Here is a 24,330-nt window from a genome sequence, read left to right on the forward strand (position 1 = left end):
CAGGAGACCTCCGACATGACCCTTCCGCAGATTCGCCGCGTCGTCACCGGACACGACGCGCAGGGCGCCGCCGTGATCGCGTCCGACGGCGCCTTGCCGACCGTCACCGAGCTGGCGGCGATCCCCGGCACCTTCTTCCACGAGGTCTGGAGCACGCAGGCGACCCCGGCGCCGATCGACAACGGTCCCGATCCGACGATCGGGCCGCTGCGGCTGCCGCCGCCGACGCATGGCAGCCGTATCCGGTTCGTCGATATCCCGCCGGACACCGAGGATTTTCTCCGCAACGGCGCGACGCGAATGAAAACTGCGTTCAATGAGATCGGCGACCCGCATGCCTCGACCGTGACGACGGAATCGCCGCATCCGCTGATGCATCGCACCGAGACGATCGACTACGGCATCGTCATCTCAGGCGAGATCACGCTGGTGCTCGACAAGGGCGCCGCGGACCTCAAGGCCGGTGATGTTGTCATCCAGCGCGGCACCAACCACGCCTGGGCCAATCGCAGCGACAAGCCGTGCCGGATGCTGTTCATCCTGGTCGACGGCAAGTTCGGTCCCGAAGCCAACCCGACCAAGGCCAGCTGATGAGACTCGCAACCTATCGGAACGGCAGCCCCGACGGCGGCCTGATCGTCGTCGCGAGGGATCAGGCGCGTGCGCGCGATGCGAGCGCGATCGCGCCGGATCTGTTGACGGCGCTGCGGAACTGGCCGCAGGCCGAGCCGGCGCTACGGCGGCTTGCCGAGAGCCTCGAGGATGGATCGGCCGTCGATACGATGGCGTTCGATCCCGCGCGATGCCTCGCACCACTGCCGCGCGCGCCGCAATGGTTGGATGGCTCGGCCTTCCTCAATCATGGACGGCTGATGGACGTTGCCTTCAACAAGCCGCCGATCCCCGATTTCGACACCATCCCGGTGATGTACCAGGGCGCCAGCGACGATTTCCTCGGGCCGCATGCCGACGTTCCGTTCGTGACGGAGGCGGATGGCATCGACTTCGAGGGCGAATTCGGCGTGATCGTCGACGACGTGCCGATGGCCGTCTCCGCCGAGGACGCCGCACGGCATATCCGGCTGCTGGTGCAGATCAACGACTGGAGCCTGCGCGCGGTCGGCGCGCGCGAGGTTCGCACCGGCTTCGGCTTCCTGCAGGCAAAGCCGTCGACGAGCTTCGCGCCGATCGCGGTGACGCCCGACGAGCTTGGAGACGCCTGGCGCGACGGCCGCTTCGACATGGCCCTGCACATCCAGCGCAATGGCGAACGGATCGGCGCAGCCTCGGGCCGCGAGATGGCGTTCTCGTTTCCGCAACTGATCGCCCATGCCGCGCGGACGCGCCGGTTGACGGCCGGCACGATCATCGGCTCGGGCACGGTCTCGAATGCCGATCGCGCCGCCGGATCGAGCTGCCTGGCCGAGGTCAGGGCGATCGAGATGATCGCACACGGCGAGCCACGGACGCCGTTCCTGCGCTTCGGTGACGAGGTGGCGATGCAGGCCAGCTTCGCCGACGGCCGGCCGGGTCCGTTTGGACGCATCGTTCAGCGCGTGGTTCGCGCGCCCCGCCCCGGCCGCCCGGATTGAACGATGCGTATTCTGGTGACCGGTGCCGCAGGCTTTATCGGCAGCGCCCTGCTGTGTCGGTTGCTGAGTGATGTGGGCAGTGGCGACGTCACCGGGCTCGATCTCGGCGATGCGCCGCCCGCGGCGTCCGGTCGTCGCCTGTCCTGGATCAGAGGCGGCCTCGACGACCGGGCGGTGCTCGAGCAGCTCGGCGCCACGCCGTTCGACCTCGTGTTTCATCTCGCCAGCGTTCCCGGCGGCCGCGCCGAGGCCGAGCCTGCGCTCGGCCGGCGCGTCAATCTCGATGCATCGCTCGACCTGTTCCAGTTGCTGGCGCAGAGCCGAAATCGGCCGCGCGTGGTCTACGCCAGCAGCGTCGCCGTCTACGGTACGCTCTCCGAGGCGCCAGTCGGTGCGCGGACGGAGGCGCGGCCCGCGATCACCTATGGCGCGCACAAGCGGATGGTGGAGATCGCACTTGCCGATCACACGCGGCGCGGAGACCTGTCGGGGATCGCGCTGCGGCTGCCCGGGATCGTTGCGCGACCGCGACCCGTGAGCGGCTTCGGCTCCGCCTTCATGAGCGAGCTGCTGCACGCGCTCGCGTCGGGCGAGCGCTATGTCTGTCCGGTCTCGCCGGCCGCAACTGCGTGGTGGCTGTCGGCGCAGGCCGTCGTCGACAATCTGATGCTGGCCGGTCGGATCGATTGCTGCGGTACGTTACAGCTTCCCGCGCTTCGTCTCTCGATCGCCGAAGTCGTCGCAGGCTTGGCGCGGCTCTACGGTGCAGAGCGGTCCGCGCTCGTGACGTTCGATCCCGACAAAGGTATCGAGGCCGTGTTCGGTCGTTATCCTATGTTGGACGTCAGAGCCGAATTGGCGCTGGGTTTCTCCCACGATGGATCGGTGGTGGAGCTGATTAAGAATGCACTTCGAACCTGAACGCGTGGGGAGAACAGCCAGAATCGTCGCAGTTGCCTTGCTTGCGGGAACTGAGCCGTATCAAGGATCTCAACGAGGGCCCGCACATTCCTCGAGAGGCCTCTGCCTCGATCTGGAAGGTGAAGGAAGCGGCTCGCAATTGCGCGTCCCGATGGAGCCGGAGGGGCGCTGCCGGAGCCAGTGCCTCGCCGGAGAGTGCAGGGCTGATCGTCGACCGCATTTTGAGAGCTCGCTGAAGCTCATTCCAAAAGCAGATGATGGGTCAGCGTACGCTGAGAAAGCGGATCACCTGATCACTGAGGCTATAGGGCTTGGAGGCTCCGGCCACCACACTCGCCTCAGCGATCCGGCCTTTCACATTTTGCCGTAATTGTTCGCCGTTTTCCGCTACAATCCGGTGGTCCGATGCGGGTGGCACACTCGGTAGCTGGCGCGAAAATGTATCTAAGCATCTCAATAATAATGAGAACTTCATTCATGTGCGGGGACTCCCTCTCCGCCAGTTCCACCCGTCCGCGGCATGCCGGTCGGGCCTCCTTGGGCCGTGACCGGTGACCCAGACGTTCGATTCCCTCGCCTCCGATCCTGTCGCGCTCGACAAGCTGAAGTCGCGCATCCAGGCGCTGCGCGCCAAGACCATCGCCAATGGCTGCACCGAGGACGAGGCGCTGTCGGCGGCTGCCAAGGTGGCGGAGCTGCTCGACCGTCATGATCTGTCGCTGTCGGATCTCGAGCTGCGGGCGTCGGCCTGCGCGCGCAAGGTCTACGAGACCCGTCGCAAGAAGCGCATCCCGCTCGACGACTGCATCGGCGCCATCGCGCTGTTCTGCGATTGCCGGGTCTGGCGCGAGAAGAGCGCGAGCGGCGACAACAGCTATGTGTTCTTCGGCCTCTCCGCCGATGTCGAGGTGGCGCATTATCTGGCCGAGTTGATCGACGGCGCGGTGCGCGCCGAGCTCGGCCGCTTCAAGACCTCGGCCGACTACCGCCGCTTCCGCCACCAGGACCGGCATCTCGCCAACGCCTCCTTCGCCCTCGGCATGGTCGCCTCGATCGGAGACCGCCTGGTGGCGATGAAGAAGAGCCGCGATCAGGTGAACGAAAGCACCGGCCGCGGCCTGGTCGTGCTCAAGACGTCGGTCGTGGATGCGGAGTTCGACAAGCTGGATCTCAATCTGCGGACATCGCGCTCGACGAGCCGGATGGTGTCGATGGCGGCCTACGAAGCCGGCGGCGCCGCCGGCGCCACGCTCGCCATCAACACCGGCATCAGCGGCGCGCAGCGGACCGATTCGAAGGTCGGTGGGTAGGACACCCCGGCGGTTGGCCGGTTTCCATATGGGTCGGGTGCGCGAGCGGCGCCTTGCGTTACTTGTGCGCGGCCAGAGCGACGTCGCCGCGAAAGCGCAGAATTGAGCTGGTCTGTAGTGTGCGAGGTGCCGATCCGCTAAGCTGCCTACATGAGCTACTGCGTCTTCATGCATCGGACTGATTCGATCTACGACGACAGTCCGGCGGATCAGTACCAATTCCCTAGGCAGTATCTTGGTCGAGCCCAGGGGAGTATCGGAGATTGGATCGTCTATCTCGAACCCACGAAGGTGCTGGGCACGCGCGGCTATTTCGCGATCGCGCGGGTAGAGCGGATCATCCCTGATCCCAAGTCGCACGACATGTATCTGGCGCTCATTCAGCCCGGCTCGTATCTTGAGTTCGTCAGTCCGGTTCCGTTCAGCGAATTGAACGGTCCGATCGAGCGAGGCCTTCTCAATGAGGAAGGCAAACTCTCAGGAAGAGCGCAGGCGGCCGTCCGCCCGATTTCGCCGGCAGATTTCCAGCGCATCATCGAGCGCGGTTTGGATGAGCGAGACGCGGTGCTGCCGCGTGTCCCCGAGACGGCCCATCCCGCTGCCGGGCTTGAAGAAGGCCAGACGCCTTTCGTGTCGGAACAGCTACGCGATCGCATACAACGTCTCACGTCACGGATCGTGCGCGATCGCCTGTTTAGGAAGATCGTGCTGCGGGCCTATCGCGAGCGCTGCGCGATCACCGGGCTGAAGCTGATTAACGGCGGCGGGCGCGCCGAAGTTAACGCGGCCCACATCCGTCCCGTCGAGGCGAATGGACCCGATCTGGTGACTAACGGCCTGGCGCTTTCAGGGACGGTCCACTGGATGTTCGACCGCGGATTGATCAGTCTGGGTGATGATCTTGCCATCCTGATCTCGCGCCACGTCAATGACGTGGATCGGATCCGCGGCTTCATCAATTCCTCGGGGTTTGCCCTTGCTCCGGATCGTGCGGGTGATCGGCCGCATCCGCACTTTCTTCAGTGGCACCGCGAGCATTGCTTCAAAAAATGAGCTGGGCCGCCAGCTCAGCCAAAGCGAACCCGTCATTTCACCCGAAGGCCGAACTCGGCGTTGAGGTTGTCGGGCTGGTCCTTGGAACATCGAGACGCCGTGCACGTCAGTTTCGAAGATCTGCAGCTGGCGGATTATCGGTCGCGCCGCGATTTTCAGTCCCCGGCCGCATCGCTGATGCCCCGTCCGGCGAGACCGGTCGGGGCTGCCGCGCGGTTTCACGCAGGCTCGGGGCATTTCCGGCAGAATGGTCTCGTCGCCCCTCAGCTCTTCGGGCCACTCCCCCTCAACGCATTCCAGGCGGCCTGATTGGCCGCGTCGAACGCCTTGCGGGATTCGCTCAAGGCGGCGCTGAACACGGACCAGGATTGAGAGCCGGTCTGTTTCAGCGTCTCGAGATGAGCCCCGGCCTGGGCCGCATCGGATTTGAGCTGCGTGAGCACGGCGTCGAGATCGGTGGTGCCGGCGGTCGTCACCTTGGTGGCCGCCTCGCGAAACCGGTCGGCGGACTCGCGCCACGCCTTGGCCTGCGCCGCCGCTATGTCCTTGAAGGTCGCCTGCTGCTGCTCCGCCTGCTTGCCGGCTGTGTCGAAGAAGCTCTTCATCTGGGTTTCGAAGCCGGCCCAATGCTGGTCCAGCTCGATCTTCGCGCCGGCCAGCGCGGCCTCGCCGGCTTCTGCTTGCGTCTTGAGCAGGGCTTCGAGATCGCTGCGGCGCTTCTTCAGGTCCGCGATGATCTCTTGCGCCTTGACCTTGGACGCCGCCTCGGCCTCGGCGGCCTTAACGTCAAGCGAGGCGAGCGCGGCATCCATCTCATGGAGGCGCTCCCTGGCCCAGTTCAGGTAGACGCTCATGCTGCTCTGCTCTGACATCGTCGATCTCCTTTGATATGCTCGGCGGTCAACATATGAAAACAGCACCGTTTAGTTATGACATGGGTCAAGCTTGGCGATGCCGGGCTTTCACGTTCCCGTGCACGATCTGCAGCCGACTGCGCCCGCCGCAGGCGACTCCGCACCGCATCGCAACCCGCATCCGATGGATGCTATCCATGGCGCTGCACACACGAGAGTCAGCCGAATGACCTGTGACGAATTCCGCGCCCTCGCCCTGTCGTTCGCGGGAACGACGCAAGCGCCGCATTTCGACCGCACGGCGTTCAAGGCCAAGCGCATCTTCGCGACCCTGGCGGCGGATGGACGATCCGCCAACCTGCTGCTCACGCCGGAGGAGCAGGAGTTCTACAGCGGCGTCGATCCGGCCGGCTTCCGCCGGCTGCCCAACAAATGGGGCGACCAGGGCTGGACCTGCGCCACCCTCGCGGACGTCGACGCCGGCCTGATGCGCGACGTGCTCGCCAAGGCCTGGCAGCTGGCAAGCTCGGCGAAGCCGGCGCGATCCCGCCGCAAATGAGCTCGGCTGCCGATCCGTCGCGGCCGTCGGCGCTTGCCGGGCGCTGACGCCCTCACACCCGCCGTCCCACCATCAGCAGGATGCCGCCGATCTGCGGCAGCAGCGCCAGCAGGATCAAACGCAGCATGACGAAATCGTCGGCCGACGGCTTCACCGCGCCGCGCGACACCCATGCCACCAGCTTGATCGCGGCCTCGGTCTGTGGATCGGCGGTCTGGCTCACCGTGGCCATCGCCGCGTCCAGCGCCTGCCGCCGCTCGGCGACCGCCGCCTCGCGCTCCCGACAGAACTTGCCGACGCCGCCCTTGCACTCGCGGTCGCGCGCGATCATCGCGTCGCTCAGCGCGGTCTGTGCCGCCTGCACCGCCGGCGTCACCCGCGAGGCGCGCGCCAGCGTGACGTCGCTGATGTTGGTCGAGGCGAAGCCGATGCCGGCGGTCACCGCGAACACGAAGGTCATCAGCCACACCAGCCATCCCGTCAGCGCCGAGGCGCGGTGCCGTCCCTGCCACAGCCGGGCCGCGCAGGTCGGCATGACCAGCGCGACCAGGTCGGCAGTGACGCCGACTGCGAGAAACATCCAGCCCGCGGTGCTGTTCGAGCCCAGCGAATGCGCGAACCAGCCGTTCATGGCCATGCCGACGGCAGCGAGCGCCAGCGCGGCCAGCTGCAGCAGCACCGAGGAGGCGGTGATGCCGACGCGCGCAGGCTTCGCCGGCGTGACCGGCGCGGCGGCCGGGACGACCTCGCCCGCGATCGCGACCGGCGCGTCGCGCGGCGGTGTCGAGGCCGGCGGCGCTGCGGCCGGAATCGCCGCGGCCGCCGCGCTGGCAGCCGCCTCCGTGCGCGACGCCTCGGCAATGGCCGGAGCTTTCGCCGGATCGTTCACGTAGTCCAGGAAGTCCGGCATGATCAGCGTCTCGGACGCCAGCATCTCGTCGTCGAGTGCCGCCGCCTTGGTCTTCTCGGACCGCTCGGATTTGGGCCGCGGGCGCGGCTTGACGACCTTGGCGCGCTTCGGGCGCGGCTTGGCCGTCTTCGGCTGCTGCCAGGGAATGATCGAGGCGACTACGGACTCATCAGCCATCGGGGCTGCTCCAATCGGTGGTGATGGGCGCGCGGCTGCGTTTGCACGCAGCGCTGATCGCGCCGGCATCGGGGTGCACGTCTGATCGGGAGGTGAGCAGCGGCCCGCATCGAGGGCGGGCTTGAGGTTTCTTGCGGCCTGGCTGGCGTCGCGCGAAGAAATCGTTGGCATCTCACGCGCCCTGAACCGCCGATGATGCGGTGGGCTGCGGTCACAGACGCCACGTAATGAGGCGGCGCCCGGAAGGTTCTGGTCCGCGCGGGGCCGGGCCGGTCAGCAATCTGCCCAACACCCTTGTTCTTAACCAATGGTTAACACGGATTCGCCGGTTTCGAAACCGCGCGGCGCGTGTAGCGGGACGTTGCGAGCTGAAGAGTGGCGAGCTGCGGCTTTGGAGTCACAACTCGCGCGTGAGCGGAGACGCGACGCGCGTGGGCCGGCGCGCAAGCCGTTCGGATGATGTGCGATAGTCGAACGTTGTTCGCCGAGCCGCAGGCGAGACGGATGCATGCCGTGCAAGACGAACGGTCGACCTAGCGCTGCACCAGCAGCGGCGGGCTGCCACTCAGAGAGGAGCGCCGGTTCGCGCTCGTCAGCACCAGCACCAGATTGGGGATGTCGAAGCTGACCGCGACGTCACCGATGTCCTTGAAGGGCGGACTTGGGATTTGCCGGACCGCATCGCCGCGGCTGATCTGGTACAGGCCGTCATGGCCCGCGGCGAGCAGATCGTCGCCCGTCCGCATAAGTCCGAAGAATGCGGTCGTATGCTCCGGGATTTCTCCAATTCGCCCGTTCGCGTCCGTCACGATCTCCTTGGGTACATGTTGCTCGTAGAGCAGGCGGACCGAACGATCGCAGACCTCCACGATCCGCCCTGACGCGACCATGTGAATGAGGCCGACTGCGACGGCGACGCAGTCCGGCTTCCACGGGATGCTTACGATGCCATGGATCGGCTCGTCATCGCCGATATCGGAGACGACGCCCGTTGCCCGGTCGATCCGCTGCAGGCCGCCACCGAACTCGCCGGCGTTGTAGCCAATGAAGATGTGCCGTGACGTCATCAGCGCGGCTTTGACCGGCCAACTCTTCGTCCGCGTCGAATTCAACCGCGTCGACGACATCGATCTGGTCCCGTACAAATAGGTGAGCGGAAACGGGAAGGATGTGGCGGCCTGCTGCTGCTCCAGAGGTTTTGACGGATCGAACATGTCGTGTGACGGCTGGGCAAGAGCCGTCTCGGTGTGCCGGCCGCCGAGGTCAATGATCCGGTGCGTTGTCAAAAGCGTGATCGTCCCCTCAGCCGCGATGGTGGCGATCAGACTTTCGCCGCGACTGGCAATTTCGCCTATTGTCGTCCAGTCCTGGCCAACTCGCCGACGCACCGTCCATCGCCCATAGGGCATCTCTGGCGGACACGATGTGAGCGGACACGTCACGATCGCAATACGCCCATCCGCAACGAAGAGCTCGAGCACCTGATCTGGCGTCGCCACGTCGATCCGTTCGCCGCTGTCCGCAAGGCGCGACAGCCGGCCTCCACCGTCGAGCAGCCAGAGCTGTTCTTCGGCAAAGACGGCCCTCTGGATCAGCGGATCCTGATCGGCGAGGGCTTGCTGGGTTCGCGGCGCGAGACCAGCCAGCAGCGCAAGCGCCATCAGAACGCATCTCCTCACGCGCATGATCACGTCGCAATCCCTCGGCGGTTGGGTGTGGTAGCGTCAGATCGATACGATCAATTCGCGGCAGCGGGAAGCCGCTTTGGCATCTCGGCGCGAGCTGGCGCGGGATGCCGGACCGTCCACCTGCGATTTCCTCGGGTCCGCATCGATGCTAGAGCATGATCCGGAAAAGTGGAAACCGGCTTACCGAAAAGATCATGCTCAAACAAAGGGATAGGATCATGATGCGATTCCGTGGAATCGCATCATGATCTAGACGTCACCTCATGCCATGTCCCTGCGGCTCAGGCCTTCCCTTCGACAGCTGCTGCGGTCCCTATCTCAGTGGCGATGCGCTGCCGCCGACCGCCGAGGCTTTGATGCGCTCGCGCTACACAGCCTATACGCGCGGCGACATCGGCTACATCGCAGCGACGCTCGCGGCCGACCAGCGTCGCGCGTTCGATGCCGTCGCGGCAAAGAACTGGGCGACGCGCGCGACCTGGCTTTCCCTGCGCATCGTCTCGACGACGCGCGGCGGGGCTGACGACGCCGACGGCGTCGTCAGGTTCGTCGCCACCTATCGCGAGGCCGGCAGGACGATCGAGCACCACGAGGTCTCGCAATTCCGCCGCGACGACGACGGCGCCTGGCGCTTCGTCTCGGGCGACACGCGGGCCGTGGTCACGGAGCAGAAGCGGACGGCCGGCGCGGCCAAGGTCGGCCGCAACGATCCCTGCCCCTGCGGCAGCGGCAAGAAATTCAAGTTCTGCTGCGGGCGGTGAGCCGTTCGGAATGAACGAAATTTCTGTTGCTATTTTTCAGAAATCATGGTTTGATCCGCGCATCCCGTCCTCATGCAGAGGGACGTACGCGTCGTCACGATACGTAGAGGCGGGGAGCGGTGGCCGCGGGCCTGTCAGGTGCTTTTGGCGCTGGACGATTGGCAGCTCGCGGACGTTCAAGCCGTGTGGTCCTGGCGCCCCGACGCTGGCGCCAAGTCGGTGTGACATGACGTGTCGTACTGACGACGGGGGCAAACAAGCCGGTCCCCGGGGAGAGCTCGGAGCAGACGTTAAACCCATCGCGCAGGGAGGGCCGGGTCTGTCCGGCTGAACCTGTGGTACCTGCCGCCTGCATTTTTTTGAGCAGGCGGGCCACGGGCCTCAGTCGAGGTCCGGCCTTCCCTGCGCCCTCGCATCTGAGAGCGCGAACGACTCGCAAAGCTCGGGCGCGAATGCGCCGCGTGGACGATTGCGGCCGCCTCGTTCTCGCTTCGCCGCCGCAGCGACCATGCCGCCGAAATGTAACGCGGGCACCGCATCTCCGCCTGGCCTTGACTCCGCCCCACCCGGCTGGCCTTAGAGGGCGGGGATTCCAAACGAGGATGGTATCAGGTGACGGAGTTGGACGGTCAGGTCCTGCAGGACGAGCACGAGCGGCCGGCGGCTGCAGCCAGCGAAACGCCGCCGACGCCAGCGCCCAAGGCTCTGTCGCCGCGCAAGATCGCCATCCTCGATCATGCCAACCGCTTTGCCGACGCCCGTGCCGGCTGGCGCGACAGGGCCGCGTTCTTCCATGGCGAGGATGCGTGCTATCTGCGCTTCCTGATTCCGCCCGGCAGCCGCGTGCTGGAGATCGGCTGCGGCCTCGGCGATACCTTGGCATCGCTCCAGCCCTCCTATGGCGTCGGCATCGACTTCAGCGAAGCGCAGATCGCGCTCGCCCGCAGCCGCCATCCCGATCTCACCTTCGTCGCCGGAGACGCCGAGGATCCGGCGACGCTCGCCGCCGTCACCGGCCCGTTCGATGCGATTCTGGTGCTGGACACGATCGGCTCGCTCGACGATTGCCAGCAGTTCATCGACCAGTTGCACCCCTTGTGCACGCGCGAGACCCGGCTCGTGATCGGCTATTTCTCGCATCTCTGGTATCCGCTGCTGAAGGCGGCCGAGGCGATGGGCCTGCGCATGCCGCAGCCCGAGCAGAACGTGCTGTCGCCGGCCGACCTGCGCAACCTCGCGCAGCTTGCGGATTTCGATCCGGTGAAATCCGAGCAGCGCGTGCTGTCGCCGCTGCGGCTCTATGGCCTGGGCCGCTTCGCCAACCGCTTCCTCAGCGTGCTGCCGGGCCTGCGCGCGTTGTCGCTGCGGCATTACCTGGTGGCGCGGTCGATGCGCTGCGTCTCCGACGACGTCCGCTCGGCCACGGTCGTCATCCCCGCCCGCAACGAGCGCGGCAACATCGAGCCGGCGGTGCAGCGCATCGCCGAGTTCTGCAACGACATCGAGATCATCTTCATCGAGGGCCACAGCAGGGACGGCACCTATGAGGAGATGGAGCGGGTCCGTGCAGCCTTCCCGGATCACGACATCAAGCTGATGCGCCAGCCCGGCAAGGGCAAGGCCGACGCGGTGTTCACCGCCTTCGACGCCGCCCGCGGCGACGTGCTGATGATCCTCGACGCCGACCTCACCATGCCGCCGGAGCAGCTGCCGAAGTTCTTCGAGGCGCTGCGCTCGGGCAAGGGCGAGTTCATCAACGGCTCGCGCCTGGTCTATCCGATGGACGAGGGCGCGATGCGCTTCCTCAATCTGATCGCCAACAAGACCTTCTCCTATCTGTTCTCCTGGCTGCTCAACCAGCGCTACACGGATACGCTGTGCGGCACCAAGGTGCTCCGGCGCAGCGACTATCTCAGGCTCAAGGCCGGCAAGGCCTATTTCGGCGATTTCGATCCGTTCGGCGATTTCGACCTGATCTTCGGCGCCTCCAAATTGAACCTGAAGACCATCGACCTGCCGATCCGCTACGCCGCGCGCAGCTATGGCGAAACCCAGATCTCCCGCTTCCGCCACGGCTGGATGCTGCTGAAGATGGTCGTGTTCGCGTTCTTCAAGATCAAGGCGATCTGAGGATGGCGGATGCTGAACGGACGGGGCCATCGAAGTTGAGCGCGCGACCGCCTCTGACGAATGGCGCCATCGCGGTACGAGCGTCTGCGAGTGCCTTGCTCCGTCATGCCCGGGCTTGTCCCGGGCATCCACGTCGTTCCGCGGGCGCAGGACAACGTGGATGGCCGGGACAAGCCCGGCCATGACGACGTGGAAACGGGCCGGCGCGATACGTAGAGCGCCCTGTGCGGTTGCGCTGCCGCAAGCGGGGCGAGAGGGCAGCCGCACGATTGGCGGGACTCCCGCGTGACCAGGGATGGCGACCCGCTCGATCGTCTGACGCCGTTCGGCTGGCGCGGCGGAATTGCAGTCGCGCTGCTGCTGTCGCTCGTCTCGTTCATCGCCGCCGGCTATTTCACCGTCTATTGGCGCAACGCCGACATGGACTTCATGGTGATCTACAACGCGCTCGCCATGAACGACGGCGGCACGCAGCTGTTCTTCGATCATCCGGCCTATCTCACCATCCTTTCGGTCAAGGCCTGGTTCGCGCAGCTGCACCGCGCAGGCCTGCTCGACGCCTGGACGCTGTCGGCGATCCCGGCGGCCTCGGATCGCGCCGCGTTCGACACCGCGATGACGTCAGCGGTTCATGCCGGGCGTGTCGCCGCGCTGCTCACCGCGTCCGGCGTCATCCTCGCTTTCGCCTTGCTGGCGCGCCGGCTGGTGTCCGACTGGCGGATCGCCATGCTGGCCGTCACCGCCTTCGCGTTTTCCGGTGGCGTGCAGATGCATCTGCGCATCCTGCGCAGCGAGATGATCGCGGCGTCGTTCTGCATCCTCGCCTTGATGCTTCTGATCGTCGCGGCGCGCCGCGCCAGCCCCGCGCGTCCGCTCGCGATCGGACTGGCGGCGCTGCTCTGCATGCTCGGGCTCACGAACAAGGTCCACGCGATCCTGCTGATCGCCGCGATCCCGGTGCTGGTGCTGCCATTCGGAACGGAGGCGAGCGCAAGCGTGGCGTTCTGGCGAGGCTCGCGTGCGTGGGCGGCCGTCCTGGTGGCAGCTATCGCCGCGCTGGTTGCGGCGATCACCGCCTGGCCGCTGCTCGCCGCCGGCTTCGACCCCGCCAACGCGGCGGCCGCAGGTCTCAAGCCGCTGCTGCTCGGACGCTTCGGGGTCTATCAGCTGACGCTGCTTGGCGTCATCGCCGCCTGCATGGCCGCTTTCGCGACACTGTGGCGGGTCAGCGCGGTCGAGACGGCCGCTGCGCTACTGGCCGCCATCTCCGGCGCTGCCCTGGGCCTGCTCGCCCTCGATCTGAGCTACGACATCAACGACGTCGTGGTCGTGCTCAATCCGCTGGAGAAGATGATCACCTATGTCGACGCGCCACAGGAGGCCGGCAGTCTCGGGGGCGCCGTCGGCCTGCTGCTGTCGGGCGTGGTCGGAGTGATCAGACGCTACACGTTCATCCTGCAATCGTCGGCGCGGCCGACCGTGTTCCTGACCTGGTTGATCATCCCCGGCATCGTCGTCGCCGTCAGGCGCGGCGAGCGGCAGGCCGCCGTTCAGGCCACGCTGCTGCTGCTGGCCGCCATCGGCATCGACGCGCTCGGCGTCCGCCGCGGCCTGAAGGTCGAGTACTTCGTCTTCACCGATCCGCTGATCATCATGGCCGGCATGATCCTGCTGGAGCGCCTCGCAGACCTCAGCCTCGCCCGCTTCGCCTATCCGATCGGCGTCACGCTGCTGGTGCTGCATGTCGGCATCAGCCAGGCCGAGCCGGTCAAGATGGCGCTGAAGCGCAAGGGGCCCGAGGAGATCTGCGAGTGGAACGGCTACTACATGCCGCGGCTGCCGCTGCCCTGGTGCGCGCCGCCGAACAGCCCGCCGAGGACATGATCGAGCGACAGCCTGCCACCGCCATACGCAATCAGCGTCAGCGCCATCGCCGCCCAGGTCAGATGGATCGGCCAGCCGTCGGGCACGGTGAGCTCGACGATGCAGGTCATGACCAACAGACCGAGCGCCGCGAAGCGGGTGCCGAGGCCGAGAACGAGGAGGACCGGCAAGGCGACCTCGCCGCAGCCCGACAGGAATGCCATCACCGTCGGCATGGGGAAGTGATACGGCCCGCCGGGCAGATGCAGCATGAACTCGTCGCTGAACAGCGTCACCGCGGTGTCGCTCAGCTTGAGAAAGCTATCCCACTTGAGGATGCCGGAACGCCAGAACGGCACCGCGAGCGCGACGCGGGTGACGAGCTGGACGAAGCTCAGCGGCGTCGCCGCCTGCAGCAGCCGCACCGCCCTGTCGGCCAGGGCAGGCAGCGACGGCGCCGGGCTCGGCGCCATGGATTGATCCGTCGTCATCATGAGTCCTCGAAACCGATGTCCGTGAAGGCGCCGGCCTCGATCAGGCCGGCAATGTTGGTGGCGAGATCGAAATCGGGTGCCGCCTCGAACGCGGCCTCTGCGGCTGCGCCGAGCGGATGCTGGGTGATCAGCAGAGTTGCGAACACCGCGCCGCCGGGCGGCAGGTGGCGCACGGCGACGTCGAACGCCGGCCGCGTGATCAGTGCGTCCTCCGGGACCGAGCCGTCGATACGCGGCACCGGGGCATCGCTGCGATTGGCCGAGAAGATCGTCGCCGCCGCGAAATCCGAGCGCACGATGCGGGCGGCGGGATGAGCGGCGAAGCGCAGCCCGGGCAGCCGCTCGGGCGGCACCGCCGCCAGCGCGGCGCCGTCCAGCGGCACGGCGTCCGCCGCGTGATAGGCATCGAGCCAGGCCCGCTCGATCCGCGCCACGTCGGGGAGGAACGGCATCGCCTCGGCGTGCTCGTAACGCCCGATGAAGCAGGGGAAATCGCGACCATAGTCGAACAGCAGCGGCGATGTCGGCGGCGTCTCGCGCACATGCGCTCGCGCCATCGCGCGGAAGAAATCGGGCCCGGTGATGCGCTGCACCGCCGGATAGATCGCAATCAGCGACTCGATCAGGCTGACCGTGACGTTGTTGCGGTAGACATCGAACCGCCGCCCGGCGGCCTTGGCCCCGGGCGCCGTGACGGCAACGGGCGTCGCGCCATCCGGCGTCAGCAGCGCCGCGGCGAACTGGGCGGCGTAGCCGGAGGCCTGTTCAGGCTGCAGCATCGCGGACCTCCTGCGAGCAGTCCGGTGCGTGGTCATCGAGGATCGTCTGCGCGGCCGCCGCCTCTGCCTGCAGCACCGGCCAGTCCGGAATGTTGCTGTCCCATTCGATCAGCGTCGGCACCGGACCGTTGCGCGCGATCACGTTGGCGAACAGCGCCCACACGTCATAGGCGACGGGGCCGTCATGGCTGTCGATCAGCAGCGGTTCGCCTTCATCGTCGGCCTGCACGGCGTGACCGGCGAGGTGAATCTCGCCGACGGCGGCCAGCGGGAAGTCGGCCAGATAGTCCTGCGGCGAGAAGCCGTGATTGATCGCGGACACGAACACATTGTTGACGTCGAGCAGGAGCCCGCAACCGGTGCGGCGGACAATGGCGCGGATGAAATCGGTCTCGCTCATCGTCGACTCGTGAAAGGCCACGTAGGTCGACGGATTTTCCAGCAGGATCGGCCGGCGGATGGCGCTCTGGACCTCGTCGATATGGTCGCAGACCCGCGCCAGCGTGGCGGCCGTGTAGGGCAATGGCAGCAGGTCGTTGAAGAACGTCGTATCGTGCGTCGACCACGCCAGATGCTCGGAGACGAGGCTCGGCTGATAGCGAGCGACGAGCTTGCGGAAGCGTGCGAGGTGCTCGCGATCGAGCGGCTGCGGACCGCCGATCGACATGCAGACGCCGTGGATCGACAGCGGATGATCCCTGCGGATCGCCTCCAGCTGATGGTGCGGCGGTCCGCCGGCGCCCATGTAGTTCTCGGCATGCACCTCGAAGAAGCCGCGCTGCGGCGCCCCGGCGAGAATCGCCGTCAGGTGCGACGGCTTGAAGCAGGTGCCGGCGACGCCGCCGAGGGGCGGCGGAAAGCGAAGCGGCAGGGTCGGGCACGGTGCAGGGGGGGCATCGTTGCGCATGCTGCGTCTCCGCTTTCCGCTTGGGGTGAACGAGGTCGATCAGATCGGCTTCAGCGAACCCTTCTTGCCGCCGGGCACGTCGATGCTGGTGCAGGTGCCACCGGCAACGAACTTCCACGCGTTGCCCTGGTAGTCGACGGTCGACGTGCCCTGGCAGGTGGTGCCAGGGCCGGCGGCGCAGTCGTTCTGGCCCTTCAGCGACACGCCGAAGCACTTCTCCTTCTTGGCGGCCATGGCGGCATCGACCTGCTCCTTGGTCAGCGGGCCGGCCATGGCCAGGCTGGCGAGCGCGGTCGTGACGGCGCCGGCAAGCGCCAGCGTGGTGACGGTTTTCTTGGCAGACATGACATTCCCTCTCGTGTTCTGCATCGCTCGCTCGGCGACGCGCTTCTCTCTTTCGCCCGCGGCCACGAGAACGTTACGCGACGGCTCCACTCACGAGTCCGTGAGCGGTATTGCGTGCTCCAGAGTCGTCTCCATTCGGGCGCAAGCCTGCTCGGAGAGCCAATGCTTTCCAGGCATCGTCGGCTTAGCCAGTCGGCATTTGCCGGGCGCAGCCTGCCGATGTTGTGGTGCAGACCTCGGCACCCCGGTCCGACGGAGATCGATCTGCGATGATGGGCAGCCCAGACGACTCGGTACTGCGCGGCGCAGGCGGCGGCGAACGGCTGACCGTCAGCATTCGCTTTGCCGTCTCGGCGCTTGTGCTGACCGCGATCCTGTTGACCGCCTTTGCTTCGAGCCTGCTGTGGTGGCGCACGTCCGAGGCGATCAGCCGCCAGCTCGCCAGCACCATCAATGCGCAGATCGCGGGCGCGGTGCGCAAGGAGGTGACCGCCATCGTCGGCGAGGCGCGCGCCGCGCACACCGCCATCCGCACGCTGTTCCTGCAGAACGTGCTCGACACCCGCGAGGCCGACAAGCGCGAGTTCGTGTTCCTGTCCCAACTGCAGTCGCAGGCGACGATCTCATGGGCGGCGTTCGGCTGGCCGGACGGCTCGTTCTTTGCGGCCCATAAGCTCGGTGACCAGCGTCTGGAGATGATGGAGATCTCGCTCACCGATCACCCCGGCCAGCGTCGCGTCGACGAATACGACGTCGTGCCCGGCGACATCGAGTTCGCCGCTCGTCGCTTCGAGCCGACCAACTTCAAGGTTGCCGACCAGCCCTGGTTCAAGGAGAGCCTCGCCGCGGATGAGCCGCGCTGGTTCAGTGTCGATGTGCATCCCGGCGGCGACCGCCCTGCCATCGCGCTGGCTGGGCCGATCGACGTCTATCAGGAGCGGCAGGGCGTGCTCGCCATCATCATCGAGCACGCGCGCATCTCCCGTTTCCTCGCGCAGCTCCATGTCGGCAGCACCGGCAGCGCATTCATTCTCGAGGGCGACGGCCGCGTCGTTGCCGCGCCCGACGAGCGCGCGGACGAGGTCAATGCCGGGCAGGTCCGCCAGCCGCTGCTGCCGGTGGCGCAGCAGGCGATGCGGCTCTCGCCGGGAGGTGACGAGGCCTGGCGCGGGCGCGTGCAATCGGGCGATGACGCCTTCGAGGTGGCGCGCACGGCGCTGCCGTTTCCCGGCTGGTCGCTCGTCACGGTGATTCCGGAAGCGGAGTTTCTCGGCCCGGTCGACGCGGCGCTGAGGCGCGTCATCATCGGTCTCGGTATCGGTGCCGTGCTCGCGGCCCTGGTCTCCGCCGCGTTGGCGCGCGCGGTGATCGCGGCGCCGCTCGGGCGCGTGGTATCTGAGCTGCGCCACGTCGAGGCTTTCGCGCTCGAGCAGGTGCGCCGTCATCCGTCGCGGCTGCGCGAGATTGCCAGCCTGTCCGGCGCCATTCACGACATGGCCGGCGGTCTGTCGTCATTTGGCAAGTTCATTCCGGCCGATCTGGTCCGGCAATTGCTGCGGCAGGGCGTCGATGCCAGGCCGGGCGGCCATGTCCAGGAGCTCAGCGTGATGTTCATCGACATCGCCGGCTTCACCGGTCTGTCGGAGCGCATGGGCGACCGCGTCGTGCCGCTGCTGTCGCGCTATCTCGATGTGATCTCGACCGTCATCGTCGATCATGGCGGCACAATCGACAAGTTCATCGGCGATGCCGTCATGGCGTTCTGGGGAGCGCCGGTGGCGCAGCCGGATCATGCCGCGCTGTGCTGCCGTGCCGCGCTGGCCTGCCGTGCCGCCGTCGCATCCAGCGGCCTGTGCGACGATGACGGCCGGCCGCTCGCGATCCGCATCGGCATCAACTCCGGATCGATGCTGGTCGGCAATATCGGCTCGGAGCTGCGCCTCAACTACACGGTGATCGGCGACGCCGTGAACGTGGCGAGCAGGCTGGAGGGCGCCAACAAGACCTACGGCACCGCCATCCTGATCGGCGAGGGCACCGCGCGGCTCGCAGGCGCGGGGTTTCTCACCCGCGAGATCGACCGCATCGCCGTCTATGGCCGCGAGGAGGGGCTGCGGGTCCATGAGCTGATCGGGCTCGCGCCGGATGTATCGGCACAGGACATGCGCTGGATCGCGCATTACGCGCGCGGACTTCAGGACTATCGCGCGCAGGACTTCGCGGCGGCCGTTGCGGCCTTCGAGGCCGTTCTCGCGCTCAGGCCAGGCGATCGCGCCGCACAGCTCATGATCGCGCGCTGCCGGACGCTGTCGCAGACGAGGCCGGGTCAGGGCTGGCGGGCGGTGACGGCACTCACGACCAAATGAGACCCTCCGTCATGATCCGGCCGACCGCACCTTGCCGCGCAGCCGCCGCTCCGCAAACACGGCGGCGAGATCCTCGGTCGGCATCGATCCGTCCGCATCGAGCCGCAGCCGGCCCTCGACATGCAGGAAGTGCTCGCGCGACACCGCGATCGCGCGCAGCAGGTCGCGATCGCGCAGCGCCGCGACGATCGCGCCGTGCTCGTCGACCGCGCAGATCGACTGCGCCGCCGGCTCGTACACCGAGACCATCACCGAGGAGCGGCTCAGCAGGTCGGCCAGCATGCGCGACAATTCGGGATTGCCGAGCGCTTCGACGAGATGGACGTGGAAGGCGCCGGACAGCCTGACAGAGGCGGCGCGGTCGCCGCGCTGGGCGGCGCCGCGCTCCTCGGCGAGATGCGCATCGAGGCGGGCGAGCAGGAGATCGTCGACCCGCAGAACCAGCTGGCTGAGCACACCGGCCTCGAGCACGCGATGCGCCTCATAGACCCGCCTGACATCATCGAGCGTCGGCCGCGGCACGCGCGCGCCGCGGTTCGGGATCATCTCCAGCCGTCGCTCCGCGCCGAGGCGGTGAAGAACTTTCCGAATGCGCTCGCGCGAGACGCCGAAGATCGCAGCGAGCGGCGTTTCCGCGAGCTTGGTGCCGGCCTTGAGCTTGCCCTCCAGCAGCGCGCGCAAGACCGCCTGGTACACCGCCTCATCCTCGGCGGGATTGGCCTTTCCGATTCGCTGCGCTCGCATCGCCATGGCGAACTGCTAGGCCCAAAGGCGCGGCACGTCACCTCCAAAAAATGTGCACATTCTGCCTGTGGCGGGCCAGATGCGGCGTGGTGTGACTATGCTAGAATATTGATATAACTAATGAAAGAAAAAATGTGCACATTTGGCACGGCGCTTGCTGATCCCCTGCATGCCCCTCGACAGCACACACGGGATCTCCTCATGAATGCCTTCTCCCGACGCAGCCTTCTGAAGACCGGGGCGGCCTTCGCCGCCACTCTCGCCTCACCATCCCTGGTGCGCGCCGCCCCGAAAGAGATCGTGATCGGCGGCCCCGCCGGCGCCGCCAAATATTTCAACGCCGACCTGTTTCCGGCGCTGGAGAAGAAGCTCGACTGCAAGGTGCTCTATGAGGGCACCAACTCGCTGACTAACCTGCAGAAGATGCAGGCCGACAAGGCGAGCCCAAAGATCTCGGTCGTGATCATGGACGACCCGGTGATGCTGCCGGCCGCGGCCGAAGGGCTGATCACCAAGATGTCGTCCTCCAGCATTCCCAATCTCGGCAAGCTTGTCGGCGACGCCGTGCACCAGGACGGCATGTGGGCGAACTATCAGAAGCCGTGGGCCGGCATCGCCTACTCCACCAAGCGCGTGAAGACGCCGCCGGTCAGCTGGGCCGAGCTGTGGGATGCGAAATACGACTCCAAGATCGTCGTGCCGTCGCTGTCCAACACCGAAGGTTTCTGGACGCTATTGGCTGCAGCGCATCTCGAGACGGGCAAGCCCTACAAGGAGGCGCAATACGACATCGACGCCGGCTTCAAGAAGATCAAGAGCCTGAAGGCCAATCTGCTCAACGTCTATACCAACGCGCCGCAGGCCATCAACCTGCTGGAGCAGGGCGAGGCCTGGATGATCGGCGGCCAGTTCTCGGCCTACACCTTGATCCGCAAGGCCGACGGCTCGCCTGTCGATCTCGCGATCCCGAAGGACGGCGGCTTCTCGATGCCGTCGGGCATTGCCAAGGTGACGGGCGCTCCGGCCGGCGATCTCGCCGACGCCGTGATCGACTTCTATCTCAGCCCGGAGGCGCAGAGCATCCTCGCCAAGACGGCCTTCATCGCCCCGACCAATCAGGCAACGCCGCTTCCCGCCGGCTATCCCGATCCCGCATCCTTGTTCGCGCCCGACTGGGCGTTCATCGCCAAGAACCGCGCCGGCTGGGTCGATCGCTGGAGCAAGGAGATGACATGAGCGCCGCGCCGCATCTCGTCATCAGCGGAGTCTCCAAGCGTTTCGGCGCCGCGACCGTGCTCGACCGCGTCGATCTCACGATCCGCCGCGGCGAGCTGGTCACGCTGCTCGGGCCCTCCGGCTGCGGCAAGACCACGCTGCTGCGCGCGATCGCGGGGCTCGCGCCGCCGGACGGCGGCACGATCGCGCTCGCCGGGCGCGACGTCACCCATGTGCCGCCGCACCGGCGCAATGTCGGCGTGGTGTTCCAGAGCTACGCGCTGTTTCCGCATCTCACTGTCGCCGGCAACGTCGCGTTCGGCCTGAAGGTGCGCGGCGCGCCGAAGGCCGAGATCGATCGCGCGGTCGAGCGGGCGCTGTCGCTGGTCAAGCTCGGCCATCTCGGCAGCCGGCGCATCTCGGCGCTGTCGGGCGGCCAGCAGCAGCGCGTGGCGCTGGCGCGCGCGATCGCGGTCGAGCCGGACGTGCTGCTGTTCGACGAGGCGCTGTCGGCGCTCGACCGCAAGCTGCGCGAGGAGATGCAGGTCGAGCTGCGCCGCCTGCTGCAGGAGGTCAAGGCGACCGCGATCTTCGTCACCCATGACCAGGACGAGGCGCTGACGATGTCGGACCGCGTCGCGGTCATGAACAAGGGCCGCATCGAGCAGCTCGCCGAACCGCGCGAGCTGTATGCGCGCCCTGCGAGCCTGTTCGCGCTCAACTTCGTCGGGCTGTCGACGCGCATCGCCGGCCAAGTGGTCGGAGGGAGCAACGGAACGGTCGAGGTGGTGACCCCGGTCGGCCGGCTGTCGGCGCGCGGCGCGTTCCAGCCCGGCGCCTCGGTGATCGTCGCGACCCGGCCGGAGCAGTTGCGTCTCGGCACCGGCGACGGCGCCAACTCGGCAGCCGGTCGCGTGCGCTCGGTCGTGTTTCAGGGCTCGCGGACCCTGGTGGATGTCGACGCCGGCGCCGGCGCGAGCCTGCTCGCCGAATTGTCCGGGCGCGAGGCCGAGCTGCCGCGCGTTCACGACGAGGTCCGCTTCGCCTGGCCCGTCGCCGAAACCTTCGCCTTCGCCGCCGAGGCCTCATGACCGACGCCGTGCTACCAGCGCCCATCGTCAAGGCCGCGCCGGATCGCGAGCGGCTCGCCGCGTTCGGCTTCGTCGCGCCCTCGGTGCTGATCATCGCGCTGGTGTTCGTGCTGCCGCTTGCGCTGCTGCTCGGCGTCAGCGTGCTCGACCCGAAGGGCGGCGTCACCGTTGCACATTACGCGCGGCTGCTCGGCACGCCGTATTATCTCGGCGTGATCTGGAATTCGCTCCGGCTCGGCCTGCTGACGACGCTGATCGCCTTCCTGATCTCCTATCCCGCCGCCTTCGCGCTGGCGCGTGCCCGCGGCGCGCTGCGTTCGATCCTGCTGGCAACGTTGTTCCTGCCGCTGGCCGCCTCCGTCATCGTCAAGGCCTTCGCCTGGACCATCCTGCTGCGCAGCGACGGCCTCATCAACACCGTGCTGATCGCAGTGGGGATCATCGAGGATCCGATCCGCATGATCTTCACCCAGACGGCGCTGATCGTCGGCGCCGTCAACATCTTCCTGCCGTTCATGGTGCTGCCGATCTACGCCGTGGTCGCGCAGCTCGACGGCCGCTACGCCGAGGCCGCCGCGACGCTCGGCGCCTCGCCGCTCGTCGTGTTCTTTCGCGTCATCCTGCCGCTGACGCTTCCCGGCATCATCGCCGGCGTCGCGCTGGTGTTCTCGCTGTCGGTGTCCGCCTATGTGGTGCCGACGCTGCTGATCGGCGAGAAATATCCGACGCTCGCCACCACCATCGCCAAGGCCTATCTGCTGGCGCGCGAGCCCGGCTTCGGCGCCGCCGCCGGCGTGGTGCTGCTGGCGATCGCCATCATCGTCGTCGCGCTGAGCGCCATGCTGTCGCGGGAGCCGAAATGATGACGCGCACAGCCATCATCATCTGCTGGACGCTCGCGATCGGGCTCGCGCTGTTCCTGCTGCTGCCGCTGGTCGTGATCGCCGCCGCATCGTTCTCGCCGACGCCGGTGTTCGACCTGCCGCTGTCAGGCGCATCGACGCGCTGGTATGGCCGCATCGGACGGCTCGACGGTTTCTGGCCGTCGCTGTCGTTGTCGCTGCAGATCGCCGTGCTGTCCACCGCGCTGTCGCTGGTCGCCGGCACGCTCGCCGCCATTGCGATTGCGCGCGGCAGGCTGCCGGGCGCGACCGCGCTCGGTACGCTGCTGGTGTCGCCGCTGATGATGCCCGGCCTCGTGCTCGGCATCGCGCTGCTGCAATATTTCCGCATGATCGGCTTCACCGCGACCTGGAGCGCGCTTCTCGTCGCGCATCTCGTGGTCACGCTTCCCTACGTCGCGCGCACCATGATCGCCGGCCTGTCGCGCTTCGACTTCACCCTGATCGAGGCCGCGCGCACGCTCGGCTGCACCTATGCCGGCAGCGTGCTGCGCGTGATGGTGCCGGCGCTGGCGCCGTCGTTCCTGATCTCAGGCCTGTTCAGCCTGCTGGCGTCGTTCGACAACTATCCGGTCTCGATCTTCCTCACCGATGTGCGCTCCAAGACGCTGCCGATCCGCATGCTGCAATATATCGAGGAGGCGCCCGATCCGACGCTCGCCGCGCTCTCCACCCTCATTCTCGCCGGCACCTTGGTGCTGCTGCTGATCAGCGATCGCCTGGTCGGTCTGCACCGCATGGCCGGAACCGCGGACTGACCCGATGAGCTCACAGCCTGCCTTCCGCCGCGATCTCGCCGGCTATGCCGGCAGCCCGCCGCATCCGCGCTGGCCGAACGAGGCGCGCGTCGCGGTGTCGCTGGTGGTGAATTTCGAGGAGGGCTCGGAGTTCTCCGTGTCCGACGGCGATGCGACCAACGAGGCGATCTACGAGGTCGTGCACCGGCTCGACGGTCCCGATCCCTGCATCGACAGCCATTTCGAATATGGCACGCGCGCCGCGTGGTGGCGCATCATGGACCTGTTCGATGCCTATGGCGTGAAAGTCACGGTCAGCGCCTGCGGCCGCGCCGTGGAGCGTTCGCCGGATCTGGCGCGCGATGCGGTCACGCGCGGCCACGAGGTGTCGGCGCATGGCTGGCGCTGGCAGAGCCATGCCGGCATGGGCGAAAGCGAGGAGCGGCGCGTGATCGCGCGCACGGTCGAGACCATCCAGCGCGTCACCGGACAGCGGCCGCTCGGCTGGCACACGCGCTCGGCAAGCTCGCCGAACACGCGCCGTCTGCTGGTGGAAGAGGGCGGTTTCCTCTACGACAGCGATGCCTATAACGACGATCTGCCCTACTACCTCGATGTCGCCGGCCGGACGCATCTCGTGCTGCCCTATGCCTTCGACAGCAACGACATGCAGTTCTTCAACGGCTCGCGTTTCCGCGGCGCCGATTTCGCCGACTACGTCATCGATGCCTTCGAATGGCTCGCGCGCGAAGGCGCGAGCGCGCCGAAGATGCTGTCGATCGGGCTGCACCTGCGCATGATCGGCCGCCCCGGCCGCATCGGCGCGCTCGACCGCATCCTCGCGCACATCACCGGCAGCGGAGCTGCCTGGGTCGCGCCGCGCGCCGACATCGCGCGACACTGGCTCGCGAACGTGCCGCCGGCGCGCTGAG

General features: G+C 67.1%; 23 protein-coding genes. 15 read left to right on the forward strand and 8 right to left on the reverse strand.

Annotated elements, in window-relative coordinates; genetic code table 11:
- Positions 1 to 15 precede the first annotated feature (15 nt).
- The 5 genes from HL666_RS26120 to HL666_RS26140 all read left to right on the forward strand — a co-directional run bounded on the left by HL666_RS26120 (position 16) and on the right by HL666_RS26140 (position 4,876).
- Positions 16 to 591, forward strand: coding sequence for a cupin domain-containing protein (locus HL666_RS26120; RefSeq protein WP_172133636.1), 576 nt, complete (start codon positions 16 to 18; stop codon positions 589 to 591).
- Positions 591 to 1,592: a fumarylacetoacetate hydrolase family protein gene (locus HL666_RS26125; RefSeq protein ID WP_172184360.1), complete on the forward strand. Its 1,002-nt coding sequence runs from the start codon at positions 591 to 593 to the stop codon at positions 1,590 to 1,592. The genes HL666_RS26120 and HL666_RS26125 overlap by 1 nt, the downstream gene beginning before the upstream one ends.
- 3 nt (positions 1,593 to 1,595) lie before the next feature.
- Positions 1,596 to 2,513, forward strand: coding sequence for an NAD-dependent epimerase/dehydratase family protein (locus tag HL666_RS26130; RefSeq protein ID WP_172184362.1), 918 nt, complete (start codon positions 1,596 to 1,598; stop codon positions 2,511 to 2,513).
- A gap of 551 nt (positions 2,514 to 3,064) precedes the next feature.
- Positions 3,065 to 3,823 (forward strand): DUF7168 domain-containing protein, encoded by a 759-nt coding sequence (locus HL666_RS26135; protein ID WP_172112877.1) that lies wholly within the window; start codon positions 3,065 to 3,067, stop codon positions 3,821 to 3,823.
- A gap of 150 nt (positions 3,824 to 3,973) precedes the next feature.
- Positions 3,974 to 4,876 carry an HNH endonuclease gene (locus tag HL666_RS26140; protein WP_172112876.1) on the forward strand — a complete coding sequence of 301 codons (903 nt, stop codon included), beginning with the start codon at positions 3,974 to 3,976 and terminating at the stop codon, positions 4,874 to 4,876.
- A 263-nt stretch (positions 4,877 to 5,139) separates the two neighbouring features.
- Here HL666_RS26140 and HL666_RS26145 read toward each other — a convergent pair whose 3' ends face one another.
- Positions 5,140 to 5,748 (reverse strand): sll1863 family stress response protein, encoded by a 609-nt coding sequence (locus tag HL666_RS26145; protein WP_172112875.1) that lies wholly within the window; start codon positions 5,746 to 5,748, stop codon positions 5,140 to 5,142.
- Positions 5,749 to 5,956: 208 nt separating this feature from the next.
- Between HL666_RS26145 and HL666_RS26150 the strand changes: the two genes are divergently transcribed.
- A complete protein-coding gene (locus tag HL666_RS26150; RefSeq protein ID WP_172112874.1) occupies positions 5,957 to 6,289 on the forward strand; it encodes an MmcQ/YjbR family DNA-binding protein in 333 nt (110 codons plus the stop codon).
- 52 nt (positions 6,290 to 6,341) lie between these two features.
- Here the strand turns inward: HL666_RS26150 and HL666_RS26155 are convergent, their stop codons facing one another.
- Complete coding sequence (locus HL666_RS26155; protein WP_172112873.1) at positions 6,342 to 7,376, reverse strand: hypothetical protein; 1,035 nt, start codon at positions 7,374 to 7,376, stop codon at positions 6,342 to 6,344.
- A gap of 533 nt (positions 7,377 to 7,909) precedes the next feature.
- Positions 7,910 to 9,037, reverse strand: coding sequence for a polysaccharide deacetylase family protein (locus HL666_RS26160; protein ID WP_246739997.1), 1,128 nt, complete (start codon positions 9,035 to 9,037; stop codon positions 7,910 to 7,912).
- Positions 9,038 to 9,327: 290 nt separating this feature from the next.
- Between HL666_RS26160 and HL666_RS26165 the strand changes: the two genes are divergently transcribed.
- From HL666_RS26165 to HL666_RS26175, 3 genes are all read left to right on the forward strand, one after another.
- Complete coding sequence (locus tag HL666_RS26165) at positions 9,328 to 9,825, forward strand: YchJ family protein (RefSeq protein WP_172184364.1); 498 nt, start codon at positions 9,328 to 9,330, stop codon at positions 9,823 to 9,825.
- A 612-nt stretch (positions 9,826 to 10,437) separates the two neighbouring features.
- A complete protein-coding gene (locus tag HL666_RS26170) occupies positions 10,438 to 11,955 on the forward strand; it encodes a glycosyltransferase (protein WP_172184366.1) in 1,518 nt (505 codons plus the stop codon).
- Positions 11,956 to 12,240: 285 nt separating this feature from the next.
- Positions 12,241 to 13,839, forward strand: a complete 1,599-nt coding sequence (locus HL666_RS26175) for a glycosyltransferase family protein (RefSeq protein WP_172184368.1) — start codon at positions 12,241 to 12,243, stop codon at positions 13,837 to 13,839.
- On the opposite strand, the gene HL666_RS26180 is transcribed toward HL666_RS26175, so the two are convergent.
- From HL666_RS26180 to HL666_RS26195, 4 genes are read right to left on the reverse strand one after another with little or no spacing between them, the layout of a single operon-like run.
- A complete protein-coding gene (locus HL666_RS26180; protein ID WP_172184424.1) occupies positions 13,779 to 14,309 on the reverse strand; it encodes a DoxX family protein in 531 nt (176 codons plus the stop codon). The two genes, HL666_RS26175 and HL666_RS26180, sit on opposite strands and share 61 nt — an antisense overlap.
- Positions 14,309 to 15,091, reverse strand: coding sequence for an HvfC/BufC N-terminal domain-containing protein (locus HL666_RS26185; RefSeq protein WP_172184370.1), 783 nt, complete (start codon positions 15,089 to 15,091; stop codon positions 14,309 to 14,311). The genes HL666_RS26180 and HL666_RS26185 overlap by 1 nt, the downstream gene beginning before the upstream one ends.
- Positions 15,078 to 15,998 carry an MNIO family bufferin maturase gene (gene bufB / locus HL666_RS26190; protein WP_172184372.1) on the reverse strand — a complete coding sequence of 307 codons (921 nt, stop codon included), beginning with the start codon at positions 15,996 to 15,998 and terminating at the stop codon, positions 15,078 to 15,080. Before bufB ends, HL666_RS26185 begins: the two co-directional genes overlap by 14 nt.
- A 39-nt stretch (positions 15,999 to 16,037) precedes the next feature.
- Positions 16,038 to 16,343 carry a BufA1 family periplasmic bufferin-type metallophore gene (locus HL666_RS26195; protein WP_172112866.1) on the reverse strand — a complete coding sequence of 102 codons (306 nt, stop codon included), beginning with the start codon at positions 16,341 to 16,343 and terminating at the stop codon, positions 16,038 to 16,040.
- Between the two features lie 272 nt (positions 16,344 to 16,615).
- Here HL666_RS26195 and HL666_RS26200 point away from each other — a divergent pair, with 272 nt between their 5' ends.
- Positions 16,616 to 18,709, forward strand: a complete 2,094-nt coding sequence (locus HL666_RS26200; RefSeq protein WP_172184426.1) for an adenylate/guanylate cyclase domain-containing protein — start codon at positions 16,616 to 16,618, stop codon at positions 18,707 to 18,709.
- A gap of 9 nt (positions 18,710 to 18,718) precedes the next feature.
- On the opposite strand, the gene HL666_RS26205 is transcribed toward HL666_RS26200, so the two are convergent.
- On the reverse strand, positions 18,719 to 19,459 hold the full coding sequence (locus HL666_RS26205; protein WP_172133624.1) for a GntR family transcriptional regulator: 741 nt from the start codon (positions 19,457 to 19,459) through the stop codon (positions 18,719 to 18,721).
- A gap of 195 nt (positions 19,460 to 19,654) precedes the next feature.
- Here HL666_RS26205 and HL666_RS26210 point away from each other — a divergent pair, with 195 nt between their 5' ends.
- Genes HL666_RS26210 through HL666_RS26230 form a run of 5 tightly spaced genes read left to right on the forward strand, consistent with a single transcriptional unit; the run spans position 19,655 to position 24,329 of the window.
- The gene (locus tag HL666_RS26210; protein WP_172112864.1) at positions 19,655 to 20,689 is read left to right on the forward strand and encodes an extracellular solute-binding protein; all 1,035 of its coding nucleotides are present in this window, start codon (positions 19,655 to 19,657) and stop codon (positions 20,687 to 20,689) included.
- On the forward strand, positions 20,686 to 21,759 hold the full coding sequence (locus HL666_RS26215; RefSeq protein ID WP_172133623.1) for an ABC transporter ATP-binding protein: 1,074 nt from the start codon (positions 20,686 to 20,688) through the stop codon (positions 21,757 to 21,759). Before HL666_RS26210 ends, HL666_RS26215 begins: the two co-directional genes overlap by 4 nt.
- Entirely contained in the window at positions 21,756 to 22,622 is an 867-nt protein-coding gene (locus HL666_RS26220) for an ABC transporter permease (protein WP_172133622.1), read from the forward strand. The genes HL666_RS26215 and HL666_RS26220 overlap by 4 nt, the downstream gene beginning before the upstream one ends.
- On the forward strand, positions 22,622 to 23,419 hold the full coding sequence (locus tag HL666_RS26225; protein WP_172133621.1) for an ABC transporter permease: 798 nt from the start codon (positions 22,622 to 22,624) through the stop codon (positions 23,417 to 23,419). Before HL666_RS26220 ends, HL666_RS26225 begins: the two co-directional genes overlap by 1 nt.
- Before the next feature lie 4 nt (positions 23,420 to 23,423).
- Entirely contained in the window at positions 23,424 to 24,329 is a 906-nt protein-coding gene (locus tag HL666_RS26230) for a polysaccharide deacetylase family protein (RefSeq protein ID WP_172184374.1), read from the forward strand.
- The last annotated feature ends 1 nt before the right edge of the window (position 24,330 follow it).

Source organism: Bradyrhizobium aeschynomenes, from assembly GCF_013178945.1.
GTDB classification, from domain to species: Bacteria; Pseudomonadota; Alphaproteobacteria; order Rhizobiales; family Xanthobacteraceae; genus Bradyrhizobium; species Bradyrhizobium aeschynomenes.